Source organism: Serinicoccus sp. CNJ-927, assembly GCF_001942435.1.
GTDB classification, from domain to species: Bacteria; Actinomycetota; Actinomycetes; order Actinomycetales; family Dermatophilaceae; genus Ornithinicoccus; species Ornithinicoccus marinus.
This window is the reverse complement of record NZ_MKKF01000049.1, coordinates 192,192-216,085: the sequence shown is the minus strand read 5'-3', so window position 1 is coordinate 216,085 and position 23,894 is coordinate 192,192. Positions and strand designations below refer to the sequence as shown.

Annotated in this window: 20 protein-coding genes and 1 pseudogene; 12 read left to right on the top strand and 9 right to left on the bottom strand. The window is 73.0% G+C overall.

The features are described 5' to 3' along the window. Nucleotides 1-202 precede the first annotated feature (202 nt). From BJF86_RS14310 to BJF86_RS18415, 6 genes are all read left to right on the top strand, one after another. Complete coding sequence (locus BJF86_RS14310; protein ID WP_075819901.1) at nt 203-1,456, top strand: MFS transporter; 1,254 nt, start codon at nt 203-205, stop codon at nt 1,454-1,456. A gap of 58 nt (nt 1,457-1,514) precedes the next feature. Then, nucleotides 1,515-2,879, top strand: coding sequence for a glucose-6-phosphate dehydrogenase (locus tag BJF86_RS14305; RefSeq protein ID WP_075819899.1), 1,365 nt, complete (start codon nt 1,515-1,517; stop codon nt 2,877-2,879). Between the two features lie 221 nt (nt 2,880-3,100). After that, nucleotides 3,101-3,865, top strand: a complete 765-nt coding sequence (locus BJF86_RS19105) for a hypothetical protein (protein ID WP_237768237.1) — start codon at nt 3,101-3,103, stop codon at nt 3,863-3,865. After that, nucleotides 3,835-4,689, top strand: coding sequence for a hypothetical protein (locus BJF86_RS19100; protein ID WP_237768236.1), 855 nt, complete (start codon nt 3,835-3,837; stop codon nt 4,687-4,689). The genes BJF86_RS19105 and BJF86_RS19100 overlap by 31 nt, the downstream gene beginning before the upstream one ends. Beyond that, nucleotides 4,689-5,072 (top strand): DUF4188 domain-containing protein, encoded by a 384-nt coding sequence (locus BJF86_RS14295; protein WP_187345628.1) that lies wholly within the window; start codon nt 4,689-4,691, stop codon nt 5,070-5,072. The genes BJF86_RS19100 and BJF86_RS14295 overlap by 1 nt, the downstream gene beginning before the upstream one ends. Continuing rightward, a complete protein-coding gene (locus BJF86_RS18415) occupies nt 5,059-7,749 on the top strand; it encodes a hypothetical protein (RefSeq protein ID WP_202817359.1) in 2,691 nt (896 codons plus the stop codon). Before BJF86_RS14295 ends, BJF86_RS18415 begins: the two co-directional genes overlap by 14 nt. A gap of 306 nt (nt 7,750-8,055) precedes the next feature. Here the strand turns inward: BJF86_RS18415 and BJF86_RS14285 are convergent, their stop codons facing one another. Further along, complete coding sequence (locus tag BJF86_RS14285; RefSeq protein ID WP_075819895.1) at nt 8,056-11,355, bottom strand: efflux RND transporter permease subunit; 3,300 nt, start codon at nt 11,353-11,355, stop codon at nt 8,056-8,058. 62 nt (nt 11,356-11,417) lie between these two features. On the opposite strand from BJF86_RS14285, the gene BJF86_RS14280 reads away from it, so the two are divergent. From BJF86_RS14280 to BJF86_RS14265, 5 genes are all read left to right on the top strand, one after another. Further along, nucleotides 11,418-11,888, top strand: a complete 471-nt coding sequence (locus tag BJF86_RS14280; RefSeq protein ID WP_075819893.1) for a MarR family winged helix-turn-helix transcriptional regulator — start codon at nt 11,418-11,420, stop codon at nt 11,886-11,888. 99 nt (nt 11,889-11,987) lie between these two features. After that, a complete protein-coding gene (locus tag BJF86_RS18010) occupies nt 11,988-12,329 on the top strand; it encodes a hypothetical protein (RefSeq protein WP_237768235.1) in 342 nt (113 codons plus the stop codon). Between the two features lie 61 nt (nt 12,330-12,390). Beyond that, on the top strand, nt 12,391-12,828 hold the full coding sequence (locus BJF86_RS14275; protein WP_083653140.1) for a hypothetical protein: 438 nt from the start codon (nt 12,391-12,393) through the stop codon (nt 12,826-12,828). Beyond that, nucleotides 12,825-13,304, top strand: a complete 480-nt coding sequence (locus BJF86_RS14270; protein ID WP_075819891.1) for a hypothetical protein — start codon at nt 12,825-12,827, stop codon at nt 13,302-13,304. The genes BJF86_RS14275 and BJF86_RS14270 overlap by 4 nt, the downstream gene beginning before the upstream one ends. Further along, entirely contained in the window at nt 13,301-14,371 is a 1,071-nt protein-coding gene (locus BJF86_RS14265; protein WP_158068424.1) for a lysylphosphatidylglycerol synthase transmembrane domain-containing protein, read from the top strand. Before BJF86_RS14270 ends, BJF86_RS14265 begins: the two co-directional genes overlap by 4 nt. On the opposite strand, the gene BJF86_RS14260 is transcribed toward BJF86_RS14265, so the two are convergent. The 8 genes and pseudogenes from BJF86_RS14260 to guaB form a co-directional block, all read right to left on the bottom strand. Further along, complete coding sequence (locus BJF86_RS14260) at nt 14,344-15,144, bottom strand: type 1 glutamine amidotransferase (protein WP_237768234.1); 801 nt, start codon at nt 15,142-15,144, stop codon at nt 14,344-14,346. The genes BJF86_RS14265 and BJF86_RS14260 overlap by 28 nt on opposite strands. Further along, nucleotides 15,141-16,463, bottom strand: a complete 1,323-nt coding sequence (locus BJF86_RS14255) for a Mur ligase family protein (protein ID WP_075819889.1) — start codon at nt 16,461-16,463, stop codon at nt 15,141-15,143. Before BJF86_RS14255 ends, BJF86_RS14260 begins: the two co-directional genes overlap by 4 nt. Further along, a pseudogene (gene guaA, locus BJF86_RS14250) lies at nt 16,454-18,078 on the bottom strand (glutamine-hydrolyzing GMP synthase). The gene BJF86_RS14255 and the pseudogene guaA overlap by 10 nt, the downstream one beginning before the upstream one ends. Continuing rightward, entirely contained in the window at nt 18,075-18,410 is a 336-nt protein-coding gene (locus BJF86_RS14245) for a DUF3817 domain-containing protein (RefSeq protein ID WP_075819887.1), read from the bottom strand. Before BJF86_RS14245 ends, guaA begins: the two are co-directional and overlap by 4 nt. After that, nucleotides 18,407-19,201 carry an SURF1 family protein gene (locus BJF86_RS14240; protein ID WP_075819885.1) on the bottom strand — a complete coding sequence of 265 codons (795 nt, stop codon included), beginning with the start codon at nt 19,199-19,201 and terminating at the stop codon, nt 18,407-18,409. Before BJF86_RS14240 ends, BJF86_RS14245 begins: the two co-directional genes overlap by 4 nt. 29 nt (nt 19,202-19,230) lie before the next feature. Continuing rightward, the gene (locus BJF86_RS14235; protein ID WP_075819883.1) at nt 19,231-20,616 is read right to left on the bottom strand and encodes a YncE family protein; all 1,386 of its coding nucleotides are present in this window, start codon (nt 20,614-20,616) and stop codon (nt 19,231-19,233) included. Continuing rightward, nucleotides 20,603-21,724, bottom strand: a complete 1,122-nt coding sequence (locus BJF86_RS14230; RefSeq protein ID WP_075819882.1) for a GuaB3 family IMP dehydrogenase-related protein — start codon at nt 21,722-21,724, stop codon at nt 20,603-20,605. The genes BJF86_RS14235 and BJF86_RS14230 overlap by 14 nt, the downstream gene beginning before the upstream one ends. Before the next feature lie 59 nt (nt 21,725-21,783). Continuing rightward, nucleotides 21,784-23,298 carry an IMP dehydrogenase gene (gene guaB / locus BJF86_RS14225; RefSeq protein WP_075819880.1) on the bottom strand — a complete coding sequence of 505 codons (1,515 nt, stop codon included), beginning with the start codon at nt 23,296-23,298 and terminating at the stop codon, nt 21,784-21,786. A 187-nt stretch (nt 23,299-23,485) separates the two neighbouring features. Here guaB and BJF86_RS14220 point away from each other — a divergent pair, with 187 nt between their 5' ends. Further along, nucleotides 23,486-23,791, top strand: coding sequence for a WhiB family transcriptional regulator (locus BJF86_RS14220; protein WP_075812762.1), 306 nt, complete (start codon nt 23,486-23,488; stop codon nt 23,789-23,791). Nucleotides 23,792-23,894: the final 103 nt, after the last annotated feature.

The window sequence follows — 23,894 nt, the reverse complement described above, 5'->3', positions numbered from 1 at the left end:
TAGCACTCAACGGGCGACCTACCCGCCGGCCGGGACACGATCTACGCATAGAGGTTCCTTGACGACCTCGGGCTGAGAACGGTGCTCACCGGCCGACGGCTCGGCCACCAGCCTCCCACCCCAGTCCTTCCGGAGGGGTGACTGCACTCCCATTAGGCTGGAGGCCTCCCCACCGTCGTGCTCCTCCGATCAGAGGTTCTCCTTGTCGACCCCGCACACCCCCGTCCGCCCCGGCACCGCCACCGACGGCGCGCCCGACCCCGCCGCCGGGCCGCGCCATACCCTCGCCTTCGCGGCGCTGATCCTGGGTGGTGTCGGCATCGGGGTCGCCGAGTTCGTCACCATGGGCGTGCTGCCGCAGATCGCCACCGGGCTGGACGTGAGCATCCCGACCGCGGGGTATGCCATCTCCGCCTACGCCCTCGGGGTCGTCGTCGGGGCGCCGGTCGCCGCGGTGGGCGCGGCCCGGGCGCCGCGCCGGGCCCTTCTCGTGGGGTTCATGCTGCTCTTCGCGCTCGCGAACGCCGCGGCCGCGCTGGCCCCGTCGCTCGGCACGCTCGTGGTCGCACGCTTCGTGGCCGGGCTGCCGCACGCCGGCTTCTTCGGACTCGCCTCGTTGGTGGCCGTCTCCCTGGCTGGCCCCGGCCGCGGTGGGCGCGCCGTGGGCACGGTCATGCTGGGCATCCCCATCGCGCTGCTCCTGGGGGTGCCGCTCGGCACCTGGGCCGGGCAGGTCTTCGGGTGGCGGGTGAGCTACTGGGCGGTCGCGGTCATCGGGCTGCTCGCGGCGCTGCTGGTGCGGGCCTGGGTCCCGCGCACGCCGCGGGACCGCACGCAGTCGCGGCGCGCCGAGCTGCGGGCCTTCACCAGCACGCAGTTCTGGCTGACCCTGGCGATCGGCGCCATCGGCTTCGGCGGCATGTTCGCCACGTACTCCTACATCGCCCCCACGGTCACCGAGGTCACCGGGCTGGACGAGGGGTGGGTCCCGGTCTTCCTCTTCGTCTACGGCGTGGTGTCGGTCCTCGGCACCTGGCTCGGCGGTCGGCTGGGGGACTGGTCGGTGCTGCGCACCCTGGTCCTCACCGGCGCCGGCTCCGCCCTCTCGCTGCTCGTCTTCTTCTGGAGCTCCGGCGCGACGGTCCCGGCGCTGCTCACCGTGGCGGCCATCGGGCTGACCAGCTCGGCGTGGGTGGTGGGGCTGCAGCTGCGCCTCATGCACGTCGCGGGCTCCGCGCGCACCCTGGGTGCCGCGATGAACCACGCCTCGCTCAACGTCGCGAACGCCCTCGGCGCCTGGGTCGGCGGGCTGGTCATCGCGGCGGGCTACGGCTACCGCGCCCCGGCGCTCGTCGGTGCGGCGCTCTCGCTCGGCGGGTTCGCCGTCCTCGGCGTCTCGCTGCTCGTCCACCGCCGGGACGTCGGACCCCGCGCCCGGGCTGCGGCACGCGGCTGAGCACCGGACCTGCCAGACTGGCGCCGACCCGACATACCCCATGGGAGGGACCGCTCGTATGCCTGATCAGACCACCACCCTGCTCATCCTCGGCGCCTCCGGAGACCTGACCCGCCGGCTGCTTCTCCCCGGTCTCGGCACGCTGCTGCGCGAGGAGCCGGGGCGGACCGTGCGGGTGATGGGGGCGGACCGGGTCGAGCTGAGCCAGGAGGACTGGCAGGCCAAGGTCCGCGACAGCCTGGCCGAGGCCGAGGTGCCGCAGGAGGTGGCCGAGCGGGTCGTCGCCGATTCGACCTATCACCGCACCGACCTGCTCGAGAAGGACCAGCTCCGCGCACTGCTGGAGCAGACCGGCTCCCCGCTGGCGCTCTACTTCGCGCTGCCGCCCGCGGTCACGGTCAAGGTCTGCGTGCTGCTGGAGGAGCTGCGGGTGCCGGAGGGGACCCGGCTCGCGCTGGAGAAGCCCTTCGGCGACAGCCTGGAGTCCGCGCAGGAGCTCAACCGGCAGCTGCTGCGGGTGGTGCCCGAGGGCAGCATCTTCCGGATCGACCACTTCCTCGGCGTCAGCACCATCCTCAACCTCATCGGCCTGCGCTTCGCCAACCGGCTGCTGCAGCCGATCTGGACCGCCGAGCACATCGAGCGGGTCGAGATCTGCTACGACGAGACCCTGGCGCTGGAGGGCCGCGCCGGCTACTACGACCACGCCGGTGCGCTCATGGACATGATCCAGAGCCACCTGCTGGAGATCCTGGCCTTCTTCGCCATGGAGGCCCCGGCGACCATGCAGCCGGAGGAGATCCGCGGGCTCAAGGCGCAGGCGCTGCGGGCCGTCCAGCCGTGGGGGCACGACCCGACGGCCGCATCCCGCCGGGCGCGCTACACCGCCGGTGAGGTCGAGGGCACCCAGGTCCCGGACTACGCCTCCGAGGAGGGCGTCGACCCCGAGCGCGAGACCGAGACCCTGGCCCAGCTCACCGTGCAGCTCGACAACGCCCGCTGGAGCGGGGTGCCCTTCGTGCTGCGCTCGGGCAAGGCGCTCGGGGACAAGGCGAAGCGGGTCGTGGTCGTCTTCCGCGAGCCCGCGCACACCCCCACGGGCCTGAGCCCGGCACCCGGCCCGGACCGGCTGGTGCTGGAGCTCAAGCCCGGCAGCGTCGCGCTGGAGCTGTCGATGAACGCCGAGGGGGACCCCTTCGACCTGGAGCAGAAGGAGCTCGCCGCCGAGCTCGGCAAGTCCCGCATGCTGCCCTACGGCGAGATCCTCGGCGCCATCCTCGACGGCAACCCGTTGCTGACGATCCGCGGCGACGAGGCCGAGGAGCTGTGGCGGATCGTCGAACCCGTCTACGCCGCCTGGCGGGCGGGCGAGGTGCCGTTGGAGGAGTATGCCGCGGGCTCGGACGGCCCCGGCGGCTGGTGATCCTGTGATCCCTCGGTGGGTGCCACCAGCACGGCGACCCGGCACAGCCCCGGTGACGGTACGCGGGCCTCGCCCGACCACATACCTGCTCGATCTCCTCGTCTCGCAGACCCACCATGATGGTCACCTTGGCGCTGCCAGCCCGATGGTGCGCGACGCTCGGTTGGGGTGAGGGGAACCACTCGCGACGTCCGGTGGAGATTCGAGGCTAGAGTCCCTTCATGCGCTGGCGGGACGTGGGGGAGAAGGTCTGGATGAGTCGGCCGCTCACCGCGGCCCGGCGCGGCACCCTGCGCGCGGGGACGCGGGCCCTCACCACCACCTACAGCCTCTACAAGGTGCACCCGGCCACCTGGCGTTTCACCGCGACCCACTACCAGCCGTGGATGGGCGACTTCGCCCGGCTGCACGCGTGGATGACCTGCCAGCTCGGGTCGCTGCACGTGCCGGCATACCGCCAGCACCTGGCCGAGCACGACTGGCGCTTCCGCTGGTGGGATCTCACCAACTACCCGCCGACGGACAAGTCGGGCTACGTCCAGCGGTATGACGAGGCCGCCCGCACGCGCGCCGGTCGCCTGGAGCTGCGGGGGACGCTGGTGGACGAGAGCTCGGGCAGCTCCGGCACCCCCTTCAACTGGGTCCGTGGCCGGGACGAGCTCGCCGACATCCACCGCAACGTCGCCGGCTTCACCGCGTTGATGATGCGGGACGAGGAGCGGCTCTTCGTCCTCAACGCCTACTCCATGGGCGCGTGGGCGACCGGGACCAACACCGGCATCGCGATGGCCAAGATCGCGATGGTGAAGAACACCGGGCCCGACCTGGACAAGATCGTCGACACGCTGCGCCACTTCGGGCCCGGCTTCACCTACCTGGTCGCGGCCTACCCGCCTTCCTCAAGGACCTGCGCGACCGGCTCGACGCCGAGGGCTGGGACTGGCCGGCCTGGCGGATGCACGGCCTGGTCGGCGGGGAGGGCATGACCGAGGCGCTGCGCGACTACTGCGAGGAGCGCTTCCTCACCGTCCGCTCCGGCTACGGCGCGTCCGACCTCACCATCGGCATCGGCGGCGAGACCGACCTCACCGTGTGGCTGCGGCGCGCGCTGCTGCAGGACCACGACCTGCGCGAGGCAGTCCTCGGGCCGGGGGAGTCGCGGACCCCGATGATCTTCCAGTACAACCCGCTGGAGACCTACCTCGAGACCACCGAGGAGGGGCAGCTGCTCTGCACGCTCACCTCGACCGCGGTGCTCTCGCCCAAGCTGCGCTACAACATCGGCGACGAGGCGCGGCTCATGGACTGGCACGACCTGGCCGCGGTGCTGCGCAGCCAGCCGCAGTGGCAGGCCCCGGCCCGGGAGGCCTTCGCCAAGCAGGGGATGAAGCTGCCGCTGCTGCTGCTCTTCGGCCGGGCCGACGCCACGATCTCCTTCATGGGCGCCAACATCTACCCGCAGGACGTCGAGAACGGCCTCTACACCGACCCGCGCCGGGCCGCCCAGATCGGCTCCTTCACGCTGACGCTGGAGGACGTCGAGGGTGACGCGACCCGGCAGCAGCCGACGATCCACCTCGAGCTGCGCGAGGGGGTGGACGTGGACGCGCCGGGCCGGGTGGCGCTGGCCGCGGAGGTCCGCGAGGGCGTCGTCGACTACCTCGCCCGGACGAGCCGCGACTTCGCGCAGTCGCTGGAGGAGAGCGACCGCAGCGACGACATCGAGGTGCGGGTGCACGACGCGGGCACCGGGCCCTTCGCCGACCTCCCGGACAAGCTCAAGCGGGTCTACCTCTCGGGTCCGGCCTGATGGAGCGGGCCGGGGCCGTCTTCGTCGGCGCCACGAGGTATGCCTCCCCACTCGCCTGGGCGCGGCTCACCCCGCGGTGGCGCGCGATGGTGCGACAGATGCGGCGGATGCCCGGCTACGTCCACCACCAGGTCTACTACGACCCGCCCTTCACGCTCGGGACCATCGGCTGGTTCGCGACGCGCGAGGACCTCATGCGCTTCGCCCGCAGCGGAGTCCACCGCGAGCTCATGCAGTGGGTGACCGACGGCACGGAGAACGCCACCGGCGGCTACATCCGGGTCTACGAGCTGCCAGGTGCTCCGGACGGGCGTGCGGACAGCGCGCTCACCGCGACGGCTCCGGCCCCCGACGTCGAGACGGGTGCCGATGCGCACCCGTGACTTCTCCCACGCCCCGCCCGTGGCGCAGGCCTCGGCGATGCTGACGCTCGCCCCAACTTCGGGCCGGGCCTCGCCGCGCTGGCTCGCCGGGGTGGCCCGGGCGGTGCGCCGGGCCGAGGGGCTGGTGCGCCGCGAGTGGCTGCTCGACGGCGCCCGTCCGGCCGGGGTGGTGGCGTGGTTCGCGTCGCCGGAGCAGGCGGCGGCGGCGCGGCATACCGTGGAGCGGGCGGTCGGGAGGTGCGACGTGCAGGAGCACCACGCCCACCCCGACGGCTACAGCAACGGGGTGTGGCGCGCCGAGGACCACCTGATGCGCCACATCGAGCGGTTCACGACGATCGGAGCCGAGAAGGTGGGGCCGACCGTGGTGCGCGCCCGTGACGGCCGGCGACCGGGTCAGCCCCGCACCAGCTCTCTGCCCACGCGCTCGCCCGACGGCCCCCACGCCGCAGCGGAGGGGGAGCCGACGAAGGCCAGAGCTGAGGACCTGCGGGTCGAACCGGTGCGCACCCGCGCAGACCTGCGCGACTTCCTCACGGTGCACCCCTGGGGCACCCGACGGGAGACGCACGGGGTGCCGTTGTGGCACAGCACGATCCGCTCGTGGTTCACCGGCCAGGGGCCGCACCGCGAGTACGGCCCCGTCGAGCTCGTCGTCGTCCGTGACCCGTGGGGCGCGGTGGCCGGCCGCACCACCCTGCACACCGACGCCCGGATGGACGAGAAGCTCGGCGAGCCGACCCTGCTGCTCGGGGCCACCGAGTTCGCCGGCGAGGCGGCGCTGGCCGCCATGGTCCGGTATGCCGAGGCGGTCGCGCGGCAGCGCGGACGCACCCGGCTCCTGGGCCCGGTGTCGCTGCTGCCGAACCAGGTCGGTGGGGTGGTGACCTCCGGCTGGGACGAGCCGGGCTTCCTCGACGGGCCGTGGAGCCCGCCCCACTACCCGAGGGACTGGGAGGCGCTGGGTTTCGAGCGGATCTGGGAGGGGTCGACCTGGGTCTGCCGCGAGCTCGGAGCGCTGGACCCGGCCGAGGTCTTCCCGGTGGATCGGCTCCCCGAGGGCACCGTGCTGCGCCGCGCGGACCGGCGGCGCCTGGCCGAGCAGCTCCCGCTCCTGCGCCAGATGCTCAACGCCTCGTTCGCCGAGCTCGGCTACTACACCCACATCGAGGCCGACGAGCTCGCCGAGGCGACCGACGGGCTGGCGCACCTCCTCGACGAGCGGCTGCTGCTGTGGCTGGAGCAGGACGGGCAGCCGGTCGCCTTCGTGCTCGTCGTGCCCGACCTCACCGCCTTCGTGCGCTCCACCGGCGGCCGTCTCTCGCCGGTGGACATGGCGCGGCTGCTCGTGACCAAGGGTCGCTACCGCCGCGACGCGGTGCTCATCATCAAGGGGACCGTGCCGGGCGCCCGCGGGCAGGGCCTCATGCGGTGGCTGTCCCGCGAGCTGCTGGAAGGGCTGCAGGCCGGAGGGTATGCCTCGCTGCGGGTGACCTTCGTCGAGGACGGCAACGTCGGGTCGCAGGCGCAGTTCCGCGCCATGGGAGGGGCACCGCTGCACGGGACCTGCTTCTACACCCGGGCCGTCGATGCCGCCGCGGGCGAGGACGCCGGAGGGGGAGAGGCCGTGCGGGAGGGGACCCTGCCCGGGGCGCCGGTCGCGCGTGGACGGGCACGGCCCGGGTCACCGGCGGCGCGGCTGCTCGCGCGGTCCGCCGACTGGGGGCGGGCGCCCAGCGCCCACAACACCCAGCCGTGGGACCTGCGGGCGCTCGACGACACCACCCTGCTCCTCGGCTGGCACGCCGATCGCGAGCTGCCCGTCGCGGACGCGAGGCGGCGGGACCTGCTGCTCTCGCTCGGGTCGCTCGCGCTGTCGGTGCGCGTGGTCGCGGCCGACCTCGGGCTCGAGGCGCAGATCGACTGGGGCGTGGACGTGGACGCCAGAGAGGCGGCCACCTTCCGGCTGACCGAGGGGAGCGCCCCGGACACAGGATCGGGCCCACCGTGGTCGCTCGCCGAGCTGCACGCGCGGTCGACCGTGCGCGCGTCCTACGCGGAGCGACCCACCACCGCGCAGGTCACGCAGATCGCCCGGATCGCGGGCCTGCCGGAGGGCACCGGGTTGCTGGCGCTGCCGGACGACCTGGTCGACGACCTCCTTCCCGGTGCGACCGCGCACACCCTCACCGGGCCGCCGGCGCAGGAGCTGGCCGGGTGGCTGCGGCTGAGCGAGCGGCACCCGCGCCACGATCTCGACGGGCTCAGCGCGCTGGCGCTGGGTCTGGGGCGGGCGGAGGCGGCCGGGCTCGGGCTGCTCACCGGTTCACGGGGTCTGCGCTCGGCTCTTGCCAGGACCCGGCTCGACCGGGTGATGGCACGGGTGAGCGAGGCGCGACCCCGCGGCACCGTCCTCGTCCTCTGGGCCGCGCCCCATCTGTCGCTGGACGAGCTCGGGCCGCTGGGTGGTGCGCTGCTGTCGGCCTGGCTGGCGGGAGAACGGGAGGGGTGGTCGGCGCACCCGCTCAGCGAGCTCCTGGACCAGCCGTCGTCGGCACAGGCCGTCGACGCCCACGTCAGCGGCGTGCTCGGCCGTCCCGCCCAGGCCTACGCCGTCTGGCGCTGTGGGCGCCCCGCCGGGTCCTGGGCATACTGCAGCCCGCGCCTCACCGACTGACAGCGCTCGGGCACTCGATACCCGGCGAGGATGCGTGCCGCTGCCAGGTCGAAGACCAGCACGGGACCCGCGAACGCCACCGACGCAGGACCTCCCCCTGCCGCGGGTCGGCGCGCTCCCCTTCGCGATCACGCCGCGCTCGATCTCGGCGATCGTGAACGCCGACACGAACTGATCGCCGAACGGCACCGATGTGGCCCACGCCTCGAGAGCGCGGTCTCTTCCCCGGACCCGCAGCGCGGACACCACGCTGGTGTCCAGCAGGTACCTCACAGGTGCGCCGAGCCAACCGTCAGCCCCAGCCGTTCAGGCGGGCTGCTCGGCCGCCTCGTCGCGCCGCTCGGGCCCGCTCTCCTCATCCTCGCGCCGACCCACCCGGGCGACCCGGGCAGCCCCGCGGCCCACCAGCTCGTAGAGCACCGGCACGAGGATGAGCGTGAGGGCCGTCGAGGAGATGAGGCCCCCGATGACCACGATGGCCAGCGGCTGGGAGATGAAGGCCCCGCCCCCGGTGATCGCGAAGGCCATCGGGGTGAGCGCCAGGATCGTCGCCGCCGCCGTCATGACGATCGGCCGGAACCGGTGCCGGGCCCCCTCCACGACCGCGTCGGTGCGCTCCAGACCACGGGCGCGGTACTGGTTGACGAGGTCGATGAGCACGATCGCGTTGGTCACGACGATGCCGATGAGCATGAGCAGCCCGACCATCGAGGCGATGTCCAGCGGGGTGTCGGTGAGCAGCAGCAGCCCGATCGAGCCGGTCGCCGCGAAGGGCACCGACACGAGCAGGATGAGCGGCTGGACCAGCGAGTTGAAGGTCGCCACCATGACGAGGTAGACGATCGCGATCGCGGCCAGGAGCGCCAGGCCGAGGGCGGCGAAGGCCTCCTCCTGGTCGGCGCTGACCCCGCCGAGCGAGACCTGCACGCCCTCGGGCGTCTCCAGGTCGTCGATCCGCTGCTGCAGGTCGGCCGTGAGCGCACCGAGGTCGTCGGCCGTGGAGCGGCCGCTCACCGTCGCGGCGCGCAGCCCGTCGATGCGGGTGATGCTCACCGCCTCCTCGACCGTCTCCAGCTCGGCCACGTCGCCGAGCGTCACGGCTCCACCGTCGGCCCCGCTGCCGACCTCCAGCTCGCGCAGCGCGTCGAGGTCGTCGACCTGGCCGTCGCTGACCACGACGTCGACCTGGCTGGCGTCGATCTCGACCTGGCCGACGGTCGCCCCGTCGGTCGCGGCCTGGATGACCTGCCCGAGCTGGGCCTCGGCGATACCGGCCTCCGCCGCGGCCGCCCGGTCGACCCGCACCTGCAGCGCAGGGACGGTCTCGGTGAGGTTGTTGCTCACGTCCAGCGCACCGGCGTCGGACATGAGCGCCGTCACCTCGTCCGCGGTCTCCCGGAGGTCCTCGACGTCCTGACCCTGCACCTGCACCTCCAGCCCAGCGGCGGACGGCCCGCCCTGCTGACCGACCTGAGCCGTGAAGGTGGCTCCCTCGGGCAGCTCGACCGCGGTGGTCAGCTCGTCGCCGAAGGCCTCGCCCTCCGCTCCCTCCTCGAGCGTCACCGCGAAGGTCGCGCTGTTGGCCCCGCTGCCGAGGAAGACCGCCTCGATGCCGCCGGGGCTCCCCGCGGTCACCTGCGAGGTCACGACCTCCTCCTGCTCGGCCAGCCACTCCTCCACCTGCGCCGCCTGCGCGTCGGTGTCCTCCAGCGTGGTCCCGGTCGGCATCGTGAGGGTCGCCTGCAGCGTGTTCTCGCCCGTGCTCCCGATGAAGTCGGTCTTGAGCAGGGTCGCGGCATACCCCGTGCCGCCGAGCAGCGCGACGGCGAGCAGCACGGTGAGCCAGGGCCGCCCCAGCGCGGCGCGCAGGACCGGGAGGTAGGCCCGCTGGAGCCGGTCGGGGGAGTCGTCCTCCTCGGTCTGCGGTGCCTCCGGCTCGTGCTTGCCGCCCCCGGTGCGGCGTCCGAGGAACCAGAAGCCGAGGACGGGGATGATCGTCAACGCCACGAGCAGCGAGGCCAGCATGGCCAGCGCCACGGTGACCGCGAACGGGCGGAACAGCTCACCCACCTGCCCGCCGACGAAGCCCAGCGGCAGGAAGACCGCCACGGTGGCGACCGTCGCCGAGGTGATCGCGCCGGCGACCTCGCGCGTGGCCTCGACCACGGCCGTGCGCCGGTCGTCGCCACGGCCGATGTGCCGCTTGATGTTCTCGATGACGACGATCGAGTCGTCCACGACGCGTCCGACCGAGATGGTCAGCGCGCCGAGGGTGAGGATGTTGAGGGTGTAGCCCGCGGCCTGCAGCCCGACCAGGGCGATGAGCAGGGACAGCGGGATCGACACCGCGGTGACGAGCGTGAGCCGCACCGAGAGCAGGAAGACGAGCACGACGAGGATCGCGAAGCCGAGGCCGAGCAGCCCCTCGGTCGCGAGGTCCTCGATGGAGTCCTCGATGAAGGGCGCGCCGTCGTAGATCGTCACCAGCTCGCCCCCACCGAGCGCGGTGCTGATCTCGTCCTGCAACGCCTCGAGCTCGTGGCTGATCTCGACGGCGTTGCCGTCGGGCGTCTTCGTGATCGCGAGGCCGACGCTCGGCTCGCCGTTGGTCCGGGTGTATGCCGTCGCCTCCCGCTCCTCCAGCGTCACGGTGGCCACGTCGCGCAGCCGGGGGATCTCGACCTCGCCGGCCTGCTCGGCGGCGGCTGCCGCCTGCTCGGCCGCTGCGGCCGACGCGGCCGCCTGGGCCGCGAGCTCAGGGTCCTGCGGTGAGGCGGCCGCCGCCTCAGCAGCGTCGTCCGCGGCCTGCTGCGCCTCGTCCGCCTGCTGCTGCGTCTGCGCGGCGGCCTGCTGGGCCGCGGCCGCCTCCTGGCCGAGCATCGGCAGCAGCCCGATCTGCTCGGCCGAGGTCAGCCGGGAGCCGACCTGGACCGGCAGCTCGGTCTCGCCGTCGAGCACCGACCCGCCGGGCAGGACCACCCCGTTGGCCTGCAGCACCTGGGTGACGGTCGAGAGGGTCACGCCCTGCTCCTGCGCCGCCTCCTCGTCGAGGTCGACCGAGACCACCCGGTCGGCGACACCGGAGAGGGTCACCGAGCGCACGCCGTCGATGTCCTCGATGTCGGGGATGACGACCCGCTCCAGCCGGTCGACGAGGTCGCGGGCGTCGTCGCCGCCGCTGGCGGCGAGCTGGATGATCGGGAAGTCGTCGATGTTGCCCGCGAAGATCTGCGGCGTGGCCGAGTCCGGCAGGTCGGGCAGGCTGAGCACGGCCCGCTGCAGGTCCGTCTGCGCCGCGCCGATCTCGGTGCCGTAGTCCAGCTCGACGATCACGGTCGAGAAGCCGTCGGTGCTGGTGGAGGTGACCTCGACGACGTCGTTGAGCCCTTGGGCGGCGGTCTCCACCGGTTCGGTCACCTGCTCCTCGATCACCGACGTGCTCGAGCCCGGTGTGGAGGTGGCCACGACGAGGACGGGGAACTGCAGCGAGGGGAAGAGCTCGCGGGGCAGGCTGCCCGCGGACCACAGCCCGGCCAGGATGCTGAAGACGGTGGCCAGGGCCACCAGCGCCCGGTTGCGGACGCTGAACAGGGTGAGGCGCGACATAGGATGTCTAGCCTAAGGCGAACCATTATCCTCGGCCGAATCGAGAGGGAGCACCGCACGGGATGACGTCCACGCCCGACCCGGGAGAGCGCACGGCGCTGCTGGGCCGCCTCACGGAGGCGGAGACCGAGCTGCACGCGCTCGCGATCCGCTGGCTCGAGCCGCTGCCGCTGCCGGCCGACCTCACGCTGCGCCAGCTGCAGGTGCTCACCCTGGTCCGGCATACCCCGGGCATCACCGGGCAGGACCTGGCCGGCCACCTCGGTGTCACCACCGCGACCACGAGCGGCCTGGTCGACCGGGTCGTCGGCAAGGCCTGGGTGGAGCGCGAGCACGACCCCGCCGACCGGCGCCGGGTGCTGCTGCGGCTCACCGCCGAGGGGGAGGAGCTGCTGGCCGGTCTCGAGGTGCCGACCCGGCTGGGCAGGCAGCTGGTGCTGGACCGGCTCACCGACGCCGAGCTGGCGGACCTGGCCCGGCTCGTGCAGCGGATGCGGGACGTCGCTGTCGCGATCGAGGCCGAGCGCCGCTGAGACGTTCTTGCGCTCCTCTTGCGCCACCGGGCCACCCTGGCGCCGTGCGCGAGCGGGGCACCCGGCCTCGGCGGCACCCCCGTGACGAGGAGCAGGACGATGTGGTCGACGACACGAATGACGGTCCGCGCCGTCGCGACCGTGATGCTGCTGGGCGGCACCCCGCTGATGGCGACGGCGGGCCCGGCGCAGGAGGTCGAGCAGGACCTCGAGTTCTTCTACGGCGACTTCGACGAGGACGTGCTGCTCTTCGCCGGCAGGTCAGCCTACGGTCGTGGGGTCCTCCCCGGCGACGGCCCACGCTGGCACCCCACGCTCGTCCACCCCGCCAGGCCCACCGTCGCCCGGGTCGGCGTGACCACTCGCCGCGCGCGCGCTCATGGACGGCACGGGGGCGTCGAAGGGAAGGTGGTCGAACAAGCCGCTCATCGCCTCCCATAGTAGGCAGCCCGGGCGACATGCCCGGTCCGGTCCTCCACAGCCCGCGGCATACGCTGGTGGCGTGACCCCACCCCTCCCGACCGCCGTCGTGACCGGCGGCGCGGCGACCACCCCGAGCTCGGCCTACCTCGACCCGCCCACCCTCATGCTCCTGCTCGGCGGCCTCGCCATCGCCGTCGCCTGCCTGGTCGCCGGTCTCAACGGACGGCCACCGGGCCGGGTCACGGTGGGCCTGAGCTGGCTCCTGCAGGCTGGTGTCGTGGCCTACTGCGCCACCTACGCCGGGCGGCAGCTCGGTGGAGCCTCGCCGGTCGGACCGTCGTGGGAGCTGTGGGCCTATCTCGTCACGATCCTGCTGCTGCCCGCGCTGGCGCTCGTCTGGGCGCAGCAGGAGCCGAGCCGGTGGAGCACCTTCGTCCTCGCCGTCGCGGCCTTCGTCGTCGCCGTCATGGGGGCCCGCAGCGCGCAGATCTGGTACGGCGTCGGGATGGTCCCGTGAGGCGCCCGACGGCACATCCCGGTGACCGCCGGCACGGACCCGGCCGGGTCATCCTCGCGCTCTACCTCGTCTTCGTCATCGGCACCGTCTCGCGGTCCGCCGCGCAGATCAGCACTCGCTTCGAGGAGGCACCCCTGGCCTACACCCTCTCCGCAATCGCGGCCGTGGTGTATGTCGTCGCGCTCGTCTCGCTGTCGCTGCGCGGCCGCGCGGCGTGGTGGGTCAGCCTGGTGGCGCTGTCGGTGGAGCTGGTCGGTGTGCTGGTCGTCGGCACGTGGAGCTACCTCGCGCCGCAGATGTTCCCGGACGCGACGGTGTGGAGCCACTTCGGCCAGGGCTACCTCTTCATCCCGCTGGTCCTGCCGGTCGCCGGGCTGTGGTGGCTGCTCTCGGACCGGGGCGCCCGCGCCGTGTCGGCCGGGGACGCCGACACCGGTCCTGCCACCATGGGCCGGGTGGACGAGGGGACGGCGTGAGCGGTGCGGACGGCGCACCGGCGCTGCGTCGCCTGACCTGGCGCGACGGGCTCAGCTCGCTCCTGGGGATCGTCGTGGCGACGCTGCTCATCGCCTACGGCCTGCCGCAGTTCCTGGACACCTCGTGGTCGCAGATCGGGACCCAGCTGGGCCGGGTGCGTCCGGGGACCGCCCTGGTCATGGGGCTGCTGCTCCTCGCGGGGCTGTTCAGCTACACCTGGGTGCTCAGCGGCTCGCTCCCGGGGCTGGGCCACGTGCAGGCGCTCAAGGCCAACGCGGTCTCGGCCACGGCCGCCAACCTGCTGCCGCTGGGCGGCGCCGTGGGCATCGCCCTCATGGCCGCGATGTTCCGCTCCTGGGGTTTCGCCCTGCGGGCGATCTCCACGAGCATCCTCGTGACCGGGCTGTGGAACGTCCTGGCCCGCATCGCCCTGCCGGTCGTGGGCGCCCTGGTCCTCGTCGCCGGACCGGTCGACGCCCCCGAGGTCGTCCTCCGCGGCGCCTGGGTGGCCGCGGTCCTCGGGGCGCTCCTCGTGGTCGTGGCCGGGGTGTGGGTGCTGTCGGACACGGTGGCCGACCGACTCGCGGCAGGGGTGCGTCGTCTGCTGGGGATGGTCGGCCGGACCACCGTGCGGGACCAGGCGCCGGACCGGCTGCTCACCGACCAGCGTCACCGGGTGGCCCACGTGGTCCGCACCGGTGGGCTCCCGATGGCCCTGGGAATGACCGGCCAGTTCGTGCTGCTCTTCGGGCTGTACTGGTTCGCCGCGCGGGTCGTCGGGCTCGACCTCCCGCTCGCCGAGCTGGTCTGCGCCTACACCTTCCGCCAGCTCCTCACGGTCGTGGCGGTCACCCCCGGCGGCCTGGGCGTCACCGAGGTGGGCACCGCCGGGATGCTGGTCCTGCTCGGCGGGGACCCGGGAGCGGCGTCGGCGACGGCCCTGCTGTATGCCATCTACGCGCACGTCGTCGTCGTGCCCTTCGGCGTGGCCGCCCTCGTCGCGTGGTGGCTCGGCCATGCGCTGGCCCCCGGCTCCGCTCAGGAGCCGAGCAACCTGCGCACCTGAGCCTCGTGCGCCCGGATGGCGACGGTGTCGTCGATCTCCCCGGGCGACCACTGGCCGGTGGCGCGCCGGGCGGCGATCTCGAGCAGACCGTCCGCGAGGTTCGGGTTGGCCGGCAGGATCGGACCGTGCAGGTAGGAGGCGACGACGTTGCCGACCCGGGCACCCTCGAGGGCGTCCGAGCCGTTGTTGCCCTTGCCGTGCCGCACCCGGCCGAAGGGCCTTTGCCCCTCCCCGAGGACGGTCGAGCCGGAGTGGTTCTCGTAGCCCACGACCGACCCGAAGTCGGTGTCCAGCACGACCGGGCCGATCATCCGAGTGGCGTTGCCGCGGGTGGTGACGTCCAGGATCCCCAGGCCGGGCAGGCGCTGGCCCTCCACGGTGATGAAGGCCTCGCCGAAGAGCTGGTACATCCCGCAGATCATGAGCATCGGCAGCCCGTCGGCCGCGAGCTCCCGCAGCCGGTCGGCGTGCCGCTCCAGATCCTCGGTGACCCGCACCTGCCCGCTGTCCTGGCCACCGCCGCCCAGCAGGATGTCGACCCGCTCCGGCCAGGGGGCGCCGGGGTGGTGGTCGTGGACGACGGGACGGTATCCGTGCCAGCGCAACCGGGCAGCCAGGCACCGGGTGTTGCCCAGGTCGCCGTAGATGCTCATCTCGCGCGGGTAGAGATGCACCACGTGCACCTCGCCCTTGTCCGCCGGCACCTCGGCCAGCGCCGCGACGTCGTCCGGCAGGGCGACCGCCACGCCGCTGCTGTCCTCGGGCCTGGTCATGCCTCCGGATCCTCTCCGAAGCGGGCCAGCCCGAAGCGCTCGGCCAGCCGTCGCCGCAGGTGCATCATGGCGGTGTAGGTGCAGAAGATGCGCATCGGCTCCCCGGCCGCCTCCCGCAGGAAACGGTCCAGCGCGACGTCGAGGTCGGGCTCGACGTCGCCCACGTCCACGCCGTCGTAGCGCAGCCGCAGGGCCATGTCCCAGCCGCGCACCCCGGAGGTCAGCGCCACGCCGCGATCCCGCAGCGACTCGAAGGAGACGTCGTAGAGCCAGGAGACGTCACGCCCGTCGGCGTAGTTGTCGTTGATCGCCACCATCGTCGCGACCGGTTCGGCGCCATAGGTCCCCAGTGCCACGGTGAAGCCGGCCGGGTTCTTGACGAGGACGAGCTCCAGCGGGCTCCCGCCGGCGTCGACGACCTCGCCCCGGCCGAAGGGCGGCGCGACCCGCGCCAGCGCCGCGCCGGCGTCGGTGGCGCGGAAGTCCTCCCCCAGCAGGTGGCGCGCCATGGCCGTCGCGGCCGTGGCGTTGATCATGGCGGCGAGCCCGCGTTGGCGCAGCCGCACCGGCCCGACGTCCTGCCCGCCCGGGAACCTCACCGTGAAGTCCTGCCCGCCCTCGGCGGGCAGCAGCAGCGCCGCGGAGGCCCGCTCCTGCTCACCCAGCACCGCCCCGCCCTCGTCCTCGGGGCGGACGTCGGCCTCCTGCAGCTCGGGCAGCCGGTCGGCGATGCTCGGGTCCACGCCGAACCACCCGACCGCCACCCCGGTTGCGACACGGCTGCGGATGCGGGAGATGAAGGAGTCGTCGGCGTTGAGCACGACACCCTCGGTCGTCTGCTCCGCCAGGGTGGTGAGCAGGCGCGCCGTGTGGTCGATCTCCGCGAACCGGTCGAGCTGGTCGCGGGCCACGTTGAGCAGCAACGCGTGCGTCGGCGGCACCTGCGCGCTGAAGTGCAGCGCGTGCGCCTCGTCCAGCTCGACCACGGCCACGTCCGCTGCGAGCCGGCCCCGCAGCCCGACCTCGCCGAGCATCGAGGAGATGACCCCCCGGGTGAAGTTGGAGCCGGTGGGATTGCTGAAGACGCGCAGCCCGTGCGCCCGCAGCAGCGCCACCAGCATCTTGGTGGTCGTCGTCTTGCCGTTGGTCCCGCTCACCACGACCACGCCGCGTGGCAACGACCCGAGGGTATGCCGGAGCACGGCCGGGTCGATCCGCTCGGTCACCAGCCCGGGCAGCGCGGATCCGCCACCGCGCAACCGGGACAGCACCCGCGCCCCCTTGCCGGCGGCGAGCGCGAGGGTCGTCCTCACTCCCATTCGATCGTCCCCGGAGGCTTGCTGGTCACGTCGAGGGTGACCCGGTTGACCTCCTCGACCTCGTTGGTGATCCGCGAGGAGATGCGCGCCAGGACCTCGTAGGGCAGCCGGGTCCAGTCCGCGGTCATCGCGTCCTCGGAGGAGACCGGGCGCAGCACGACCGGGTGGCCGTAAGTCCGCCCGTCCCCCTGCACGCCGACGGAGCGGACGTCCGCCAGCAGCACGACCGGGCACTGCCAGATGTCCCGGTCCAGCCCGGCGGCGGTGAGCTCCTCCCGGGCGATCGCGTCCGCGCGGCGCAGGACGGCCAGCCGGTCGGCGGTCACCTCGCCGATGATGCGGATGCCCAGGCCCGGGCCGGGGAAGGGCTGGCGCCAGACGATGCCCTTGGGCACGCCGATCTCGAGACCCACCTGCCGCACCTCGTCCTTGAAGAGGGTGCGCAGCGGCTCCACGAGCTGGAACTGCAGGTCGTCCGGGAGCCCGCCCACGTTGTGGTGGCTCTTGATGTTGGCCGCGCCGCTGCCGCCGCCGGACTCCACGACGTCGGGGTAGAGGGTGCCCTGCACCAGCCAGCGGACCGGGTGGTCGACCTCGTCGCCGTCGCCCCCGTCCGACGGGCCTCCGTCCGAGGCGTGCGCGCGCACGACGTCGCGGGCCGCCTGCTCGAAGACCCGGATGAACTCGCGGCCGATGATCTTGCGCTTCTCCTCCGGGTCGGTCACCCCGGCCAGGGCGGCCAGGAAGCGCTCCCGGGCGTCGACGACGACGAGGTCGACCCCCGTCGCCTGCACGAAGTCGGTCTCGACCTGCTCGGCCTCACCCTCTCGCAGGAGTCCGTGGTCGACGAAGACGCAGGTCAGCTGGTCCCCGACGGCGCGCTGCACCAGGGCGGCCGCGACCGAGGAGTCGACGCCACCGGAGAGCCCGCAGATGACCCGGTCCTGACCGATCTGGGCCCGCGCCTGCTCGACCAGGCTCTCGGCGACGTTCTCGCTCGTCCACGACGGGGTGATCCCGGCTCCCGTGGTGAGGAAGTTGACGAGCACCTCCTGGCCGTGGGCGGAGTGGAGGACCTCGGGGTGCCACTGGACGCCGTAGAGCCGGCGCTCGTCGTCCTCGAAGGCCGCCACCGGCGCGCCGGGGGTGCGTGCGGACACGGCGCAGCCTCGGGGGCCTGCGTCACGGCGTCGCCGTGCGACATCCAGACGACCTGCTGCTCGGGCTGCCCGGCGAAGAGCGTGCTCGGCGGACCGGTCACCGTCGCGTCGGTCTGGCCGTACTCCCGGCTCCCGGTGCGTTCGACCGTCCCGCCGAGGGCCCGCACCATCGCCTGGAAGCCGTAGCAGATGCCGAGCACCGGCACCCCTGCGGTGACGACGGCCTCCTCCAGCCCGGGTGCGCCGTCGGCATACACCGAGGCGGGCCCACCGGAGAGGATGATGGCCGCCGGGTCCTTGGCGAGCATCTCCGCGGCGGGCATCGTGTGGGGGACGATCTCGCTGTAGCAGTCCGCCTCGCGGACTCTGCGGGCGATGAGCTGGGCATACTGCGCGCCGAAGTCGACGACCAGCACGGTGTCGCGGCGCACGTCGAGCGAGGGGGCCGAGGTCACGGCGTCACCCTACCGGCGCCCGCACCGGCCTCCTCGATCCGGGCCGCGGCGTCGCTGGCGACGCGGTGCTCCACCCAGAAGGAGAGGAAGGGCACGCACCCGGCGAGCATGACGCCCACCATCCTGCCCAGCCCCCAGCGCAGCTCGAAGCCCAGCAGTGCGGTCGCGACGAGGTAGACCATGTAGAACCAGCCGTGCGGGGAGGGCCACCACCCCAGGAGGTCGTTGTCGAAGCCGTAGCGCAGCACCATGTGGGCGACGAGCAGCAGCAGCCCGACCCCGACCACGAAGGCCATGACACGGAAGAACAGCAGCTTGGCGCGGGGGGTCATCGTCGGGTCTCCTCGGTGACGGGTGCTGGTGCGGAGTGCGGCAGCGACGGAGGCTGCCTCGGTGTCCGGCCACGCCGGGCGGCGTCGTGCAAGAACCGGAGGTACATGAAGATCGCGAAGGCGGCGAAGACGAACCACTGCAGCCCGTAGCCGACGTTGCGCCACACGATGCCGTCCTCGCCGAAGACCGGCGGCGGCACCCGTTGCACGGCGGGGTCGGTGAGCGCGGGCTGCTCCTGCACCATGAAGATGAAGGCGTCGTAGATGGGGGCGTCCCAGTCGTTGGCCAGGTCGGCGGTGTCGATGGAGCCGCGCTGTCCCGCGGGCAGGCCTGAGGGCCCGGGCGACTCCCCCGGCGCCAGCGTGCCGGTCAGGGACACGGTGACGCTGTCGTCGGGCGTGCCGGCGTCCTCGGGCGAGGTCACGAAGCCGCGGACCACCGGGAGCAGCGCCTCCTCCGTGCCGGCGTCGGTCCGCACCGGGGTCACCACCCAGTAGCCGCGCTCCCCCTCCAGCAGCCGGTCCGGGACGAGGAACTGCAGGCCGGAGTCGTAGCGGCCCTCCACCGCGACGGGGCGGCCGGCCCCCTCGGCGGGGAAGGTGGACCGGGGGGCGATGAGCTGCTCGACGGGCACCGTGGGGCGGCTCGCCTGCTCCTGCGAGGACTCGCGCGAGGCCGTGCTCGTGCTCACCCCGAGCTGCCACATCCCGAGCTGGTAGAAGGAGATGACCACGACCACGAGCAGCGCCAGCAGGGCCAGCCAGGCGGGCTTGAGCGCGGTGCGGATCACCGCTCCAGGGTAGGTGCTGCGGCTGGGCGTCAGAGCAGGGTGCTCTGGTCGTCGAAGACGTAGATCGACCCGCCGTAGCAGGCCACCCACACCGTGTTGGTGACCGGGTCGTAGTCGATGCCGATGGGGTTGGCGTCGACCGGGGCGGAGTCGATGACCTCCATGTCGGAGGTACGGACCTTGGCGATGCTGGCCTCGTTGTAGTTGACCACGTAGAGCGCCGTCTCGTCCGGGCTGAGCGCGACGCTGCGCGGCTCCACGCCGGGGTCGACCTGGTCGACGATCTCGTGGGTCGCGGTGTCGATCTTGTAGATCGCGTTGCCGCCGCTCGTCGTGAGGTAGAGCGTGCGCCCCTCGTCGGCGAGGTTGAGGTGACGCGGGCGGGGCGCGGTCTCCATGACGACCTCCGCCTCCCCCGAGGCAAGGTCGACCTTGTAGAGCTGGTCGGCATACATCGCGACGACGTAGGCGGTGGTGTTGTCCGGCATGACGACCACGCCGCGCGGCGCGGCGGCGAGTTCGACGACCCCGGTCTCCTCGCCGCGCTCGGTGTCGACGACGGACAGCGTGGCGTCGCACCAGTTGCTCACCAGCAGCGTCTTCTGGTCCGGGCTGAGGGTGAGGTACTTCGGCACCGCACCCACCTCGAAGACCTGGTCCCAGGCCATCTCCTCGGCGTCGAAGCGGTAGACGAAGGACGCGCCGACGCCGCTGTCGCGGGTGCAGGCGTCGAAACCCTCGACGCCGAAGTTCTCGCCGTACATCGTGTACTGCGAGACGTAGGCATAGCGCCCGTCCGCGGTCCAGGCCGCCTCCACCGGGGATCCCTGGGACAGGCCGGGGTGGCCCTCGATGCCGTAGTCGGCGAGGTCCACCTCGTCGGAGAGCACCTCCACCTGCTCCCGGGTGGTGCTGTCGAAGACGGTGGAGGTGTGGCTGTACATCATGTTGTTGGCGATCATCAGCCCGTGCCCGGAGGCCATGACCGACTTCGGGGTGAGCCCCCCGGTGAGGTAGTCCACCTGCTCCAGGGCGGTCAGGTCGCTGGCGTGCTCGCCCGGGACCGGCTCGCGCTGCCACTCCCCGGGCTCCTGCGCGGCGGTCTCGGCGTCCTCCTGCGCGGAGTCGGCCTCCTGCCCGCCGTCACCCTCACCCTCGCCCTCCCCCTCGGCGTCGTCGGGCGCCTCGGCCTCGGTGGGGCCGGCCTGGCTCGGCGCCGCGCCCTCGCCTCCCGGATCGCCGTCCGCGCCGAGGACCCTGGTGAGCCCCCACCCGCCGACGAGGAGGAGGACGAGCAGCACGGCGAGCACGACCCGCCGGCGGCGCACGTGCTCGGGGGCGTGGCTGATGCTCACCTCCGGAAGGCCCGCGCCGCGCTGCCGGGCCGCGGCGTCGTCGGGCTCACCGCTCGCCATAGGGCGCCACCACGACGTCGACTCGCTGGAACTCCTTGAGGTCGGTATACCCCGTCGTCGCCATCGCCCGGCGCAGGGCCCCGGTGAGGTTGGTCGTCCCGTCGGCCGTCCGCGCCGGCCCGACGAGGACCTCCTCCAACGTCCCCACCGAGCCGACGTGCACCTTCTCCCCGCGCGGCAGCTCGGGGTGGTGGGCCTCGCTGCCCCAGTGGTAGCCGGCGCCGGGCGCCTCCTGGGCCCGCGCAAGCGCCGCTCCGAGCATCACGGCGTCGGCGCCGCAGGCCACGGCCTTGACGATCTCGCCGGACTCGCTGGTGCCGCCGTCGGAGATGACGTGGACGTAGCGCCCACCGGACTCGTCGAGGTAGTCCCGCCGCGCGGCGGCGACGTCGGCGATCGCGGTGGCGGCGGGGGTGTGGATCCCCAGCGCCGTGCGGGTGCGGTGGGTGGATCCCCCGCCGAACCCGACCAGCACCCCTGCCGCGCCGGTGCGCATGAGGTGCAGGGCCGCGGTGTAGGTGCCAGCGCCGCCCACGACGACCGGCACGTCGAGCTCGTAGATGAAGCGCTTGAGGTTGAGCGGCTCGGCCTGGCTGGAGACGTGCTCGGCGGACACGGTCGTGCCGCGGATGACGAAGAGGTCGACACCGGCGTCCACGACCGCCTTCCAGAACTGCTGGGTCCGCTGCGGCGAGAGCGAGCCGGCCACGGTGACCCCCGACTCCCTGATCTGCCGCAGCCGCTCGGTGATGAGCTCGGGTCGGATGGGCGCGGCGTAGAGCTCGCGCATCCGTGAGGTGGCGTCCTCGCCCTCGAGCCGGGCGATCTCACCGAGCGCGTCGGTGGGGTCCTCGTAGCGGGTCCACAGCCCCTCGAGGTCGAGCACGCCCAGACCCCCGAGCCGGCCGATCGCGATCGCCGTGTCCGGGGAGACCACCGAGTCCATCGGGGCCGCGAGGATGGGCAGCTCGAAGTGGTAGGCGTCGATCTGCCAGGTGATCGAGACGTCCTCGGGGTCCCGGGTGCGGCGGGACGGGACGACGGCGACGTCGTCGAAGGAGTAGGCCCGGCGGCCCCGTTTTCCGCGTCCGATCTCGATCTCAGTCACCGGCTCAGGCTACCGTCCGACCCGCTGCCGACCGTCCTGCGCCACGCACCGCGCGGGGGTCAGCCGTAGTTGGGCGCCTGGGCCGTCATCTCGATGTCGTGCGGGTGCGACTCCTGCAGGCTGGCCTGGGTGATCCGGACGAACCTCCCCCTGGCCTGCAGCTCCGGGACGGTGCGCGCGCCCACGTAGAACATCGCCTGGCGCAGCCCGCCCGCCATCTGGTGGACCACGGCGCTGGCGGCCCCCCGGTAGGCGACCTTGCCCTCCACGCCCTCGGGGACGAGCTGGTCGTCGCTGGCCACCTCGGCCTGGAAGTAGCGGTCCTTGGAGAAGGACTTCTTGCCGCGCGAGCTCATGGCCCCGAGCGAGCCCATCCCGCGGTAGCTCTTGAACTGCTTGCCGTTGACGAAGATCAGCTCCCCCGGGCTCTCCTCGCAGCCCGCCAGCATCGACCCCATCATGACCGCCTCGGCGCCGGCCACCAGGGCCTTGGCGATGTCGCCGGAGTACTTCATGCCACCGTCCGCGACGACCGGGACCCCGGCCTCACGGCATACCTGGGCCGCCTCGTGCACCGCCGAGAGCTGCGGGACACCGACCCCTGTGACCACCCGGGTGGTGCAGATGGCGCCGGGACCCACCCCCACCTTGACCGCGTCCGCCCCGGCCTCGACGAAGGCCCGGGCGCCCGCGGCGGTCGCGACGTTGCCGCCGACGACCTGCACGTGCCGGGTCGCGGGATCGCTCTTGAGCCGGGCGACCATGTCCAGGAGCATCCGCACGTGGCCGTGCGCGGTGTCGGCCACCAGCACGTCGGCGCCGGCCTCCACCAGCGTCGTGGCGCGCTCCCAGGCGTCGCCGAAGTAGCCGATCGCCGCGCCCACGAGCAGCCGCCCGTCCGCGTCCTTTGAGGCGTGCGGGTACTGCTCGCTCTTGACGAAGTCCTTGACGGTGATGAGACCGGACAGCCGTCCCTCCTCGTCGACCAGCGGCAGCCGCTCCCGCTTGTGCGCCCGGAGGACCGCGGTCGCCTCCTCGCGGGAGACGTCGGCCGGTGCGGTGACCAGCGGCATGGGCGTCATGACGTCACGCACCAGGGTGCTGTCCCACTCCGCGACCGGCGTGAAGCGCAGGTCGCGGTTGGTGCAGATGCCGAGCAGGTGTCCGCCCCCGTCGACGACGGGGAGCCCGGACACGCGGTACTGCCCGCAGAGCTGGTCCAGCTCCCCCAGCGTGGCGTCCGGCCCGATGGTGACCGGGTTGGTGATGCGTCCGGTCTGGGTCCGCTTCACCAGGTCCACCTGGAGCGCCTGGTCCTCGATCGCGAGGTTGCGGTGCAGGATCCCGATCCCGCCCTGCCGGGCCATCGCGATGGCCATCCGCGCCTCGGTGACGGTGTCCATCGCCGCCGAGACGAGCGGCACCCGCAGGGAGATCTCCCGGGTGAGCCTGCTCGTGGTGTCGATCTGGTCCGGGGCCATGTCCGTCTCCCCCGGCAGCAGGAGCACGTCGTCGTAGGTGAGGCCGAGCCGCGAGAAGGGGTCGGAGGAGCCGGGAAGGTCACCGGAGGTCATGGCCCAAGTCTAGGGGCCGCCCCCGAGCAGGCCCGGTACCGGTCACCCGGCCCTATGCCCGCCGCGCCGCACCACGTACAGTGACATGACGACGAGGCACTCGTCGCGCTCGGAACCTCTCTGCTGACGGCCCCGATGGGGGCGGGCGCCAGGCAGGAGCCGGGTCAGCCCCCGAGAGGAGGATCCCGTGGTCGAGATCGCTCATCAGCCCGGTCCGGTAGCGGACCTGTGGGAGTGGCAGTTCGAGGGAGCCTGCCGCACGACCAGTCCTGAAGTCTTCTTCCACCCGGAGGGTGAGCGGGGTCCCGCCCGCCGTCGCCGGGACGAACGCGCCAAGCAGGTCTGCGCCAGCTGCCCCGTCCTGGAGCAGTGCCGCACCCACGCCCTCGCCGTCAGGGAGCCGTACGGCGTCTGGGGAGGGATGACCGAGGAGGAACGGGCCGAGCACTACGAGCGGGTCGAGGCGGCCCGCCCCCACCAGAAGACCCGCTGACGACGTCCTGCAGCACCGGCACCACCGACACGACGAGGCCCCGCCCGGATGATCCGGGCGGGGCCTCGTCTCGCGTGGCGGCGGTCAGCCGGGTCGTCCGACC

What these genes read in the sequence shown, in the direction of transcription:
- BJF86_RS14280 (WP_075819893.1), top strand. Translation starts at nt 11,418, where the DNA reads ATGACGTCCACGCCCGACCCGGGAGAGCGCACGGCGCTGCTGGGCCGC.
- BJF86_RS18010 (WP_237768235.1), top strand. Translation starts at nt 11,988, where the DNA reads ATGTGGTCGACGACACGAATGACGGTCCGCGCCGTCGCGACCGTGATG.
- BJF86_RS19105 (WP_237768237.1), top strand. Translation starts at nt 3,101, where the DNA reads ATGCGCTGGCGGGACGTGGGGGAGAAGGTCTGGATGAGTCGGCCGCTC.
- BJF86_RS19100 (WP_237768236.1), top strand. Translation starts at nt 3,835, where the DNA reads ATGCACGGCCTGGTCGGCGGGGAGGGCATGACCGAGGCGCTGCGCGAC.
- guaB (WP_075819880.1), bottom strand. Translation starts at nt 23,298, where the DNA reads ATGACCTCCGGTGACCTTCCCGGCTCCTCCGACCCCTTCTCGCGGCTC.
- BJF86_RS14285 (WP_075819895.1), bottom strand. Translation starts at nt 11,355, where the DNA reads ATGTCGCGCCTCACCCTGTTCAGCGTCCGCAACCGGGCGCTGGTGGCC.
- BJF86_RS14245 (WP_075819887.1), bottom strand. Translation starts at nt 18,410, where the DNA reads ATGACCCCCCGCGCCAAGCTGCTGTTCTTCCGTGTCATGGCCTTCGTG.
- BJF86_RS14260 (WP_237768234.1), bottom strand. Translation starts at nt 15,144, where the DNA reads ATGACCAGGCCCGAGGACAGCAGCGGCGTGGCGGTCGCCCTGCCGGAC.
- BJF86_RS14235 (WP_075819883.1), bottom strand. Translation starts at nt 20,616, where the DNA reads ATGGCGAGCGGTGAGCCCGACGACGCCGCGGCCCGGCAGCGCGGCGCG.
- BJF86_RS14295 (WP_187345628.1), top strand. Translation starts at nt 4,689, where the DNA reads ATGGAGCGGGCCGGGGCCGTCTTCGTCGGCGCCACGAGGTATGCCTCC.
- BJF86_RS14305 (WP_075819899.1), top strand. Translation starts at nt 1,515, where the DNA reads ATGCCTGATCAGACCACCACCCTGCTCATCCTCGGCGCCTCCGGAGAC.
- BJF86_RS18415 (WP_202817359.1), top strand. Translation starts at nt 5,059, where the DNA reads ATGCGCACCCGTGACTTCTCCCACGCCCCGCCCGTGGCGCAGGCCTCG.
- BJF86_RS14255 (WP_075819889.1), bottom strand. Translation starts at nt 16,463, where the DNA reads ATGGGAGTGAGGACGACCCTCGCGCTCGCCGCCGGCAAGGGGGCGCGG.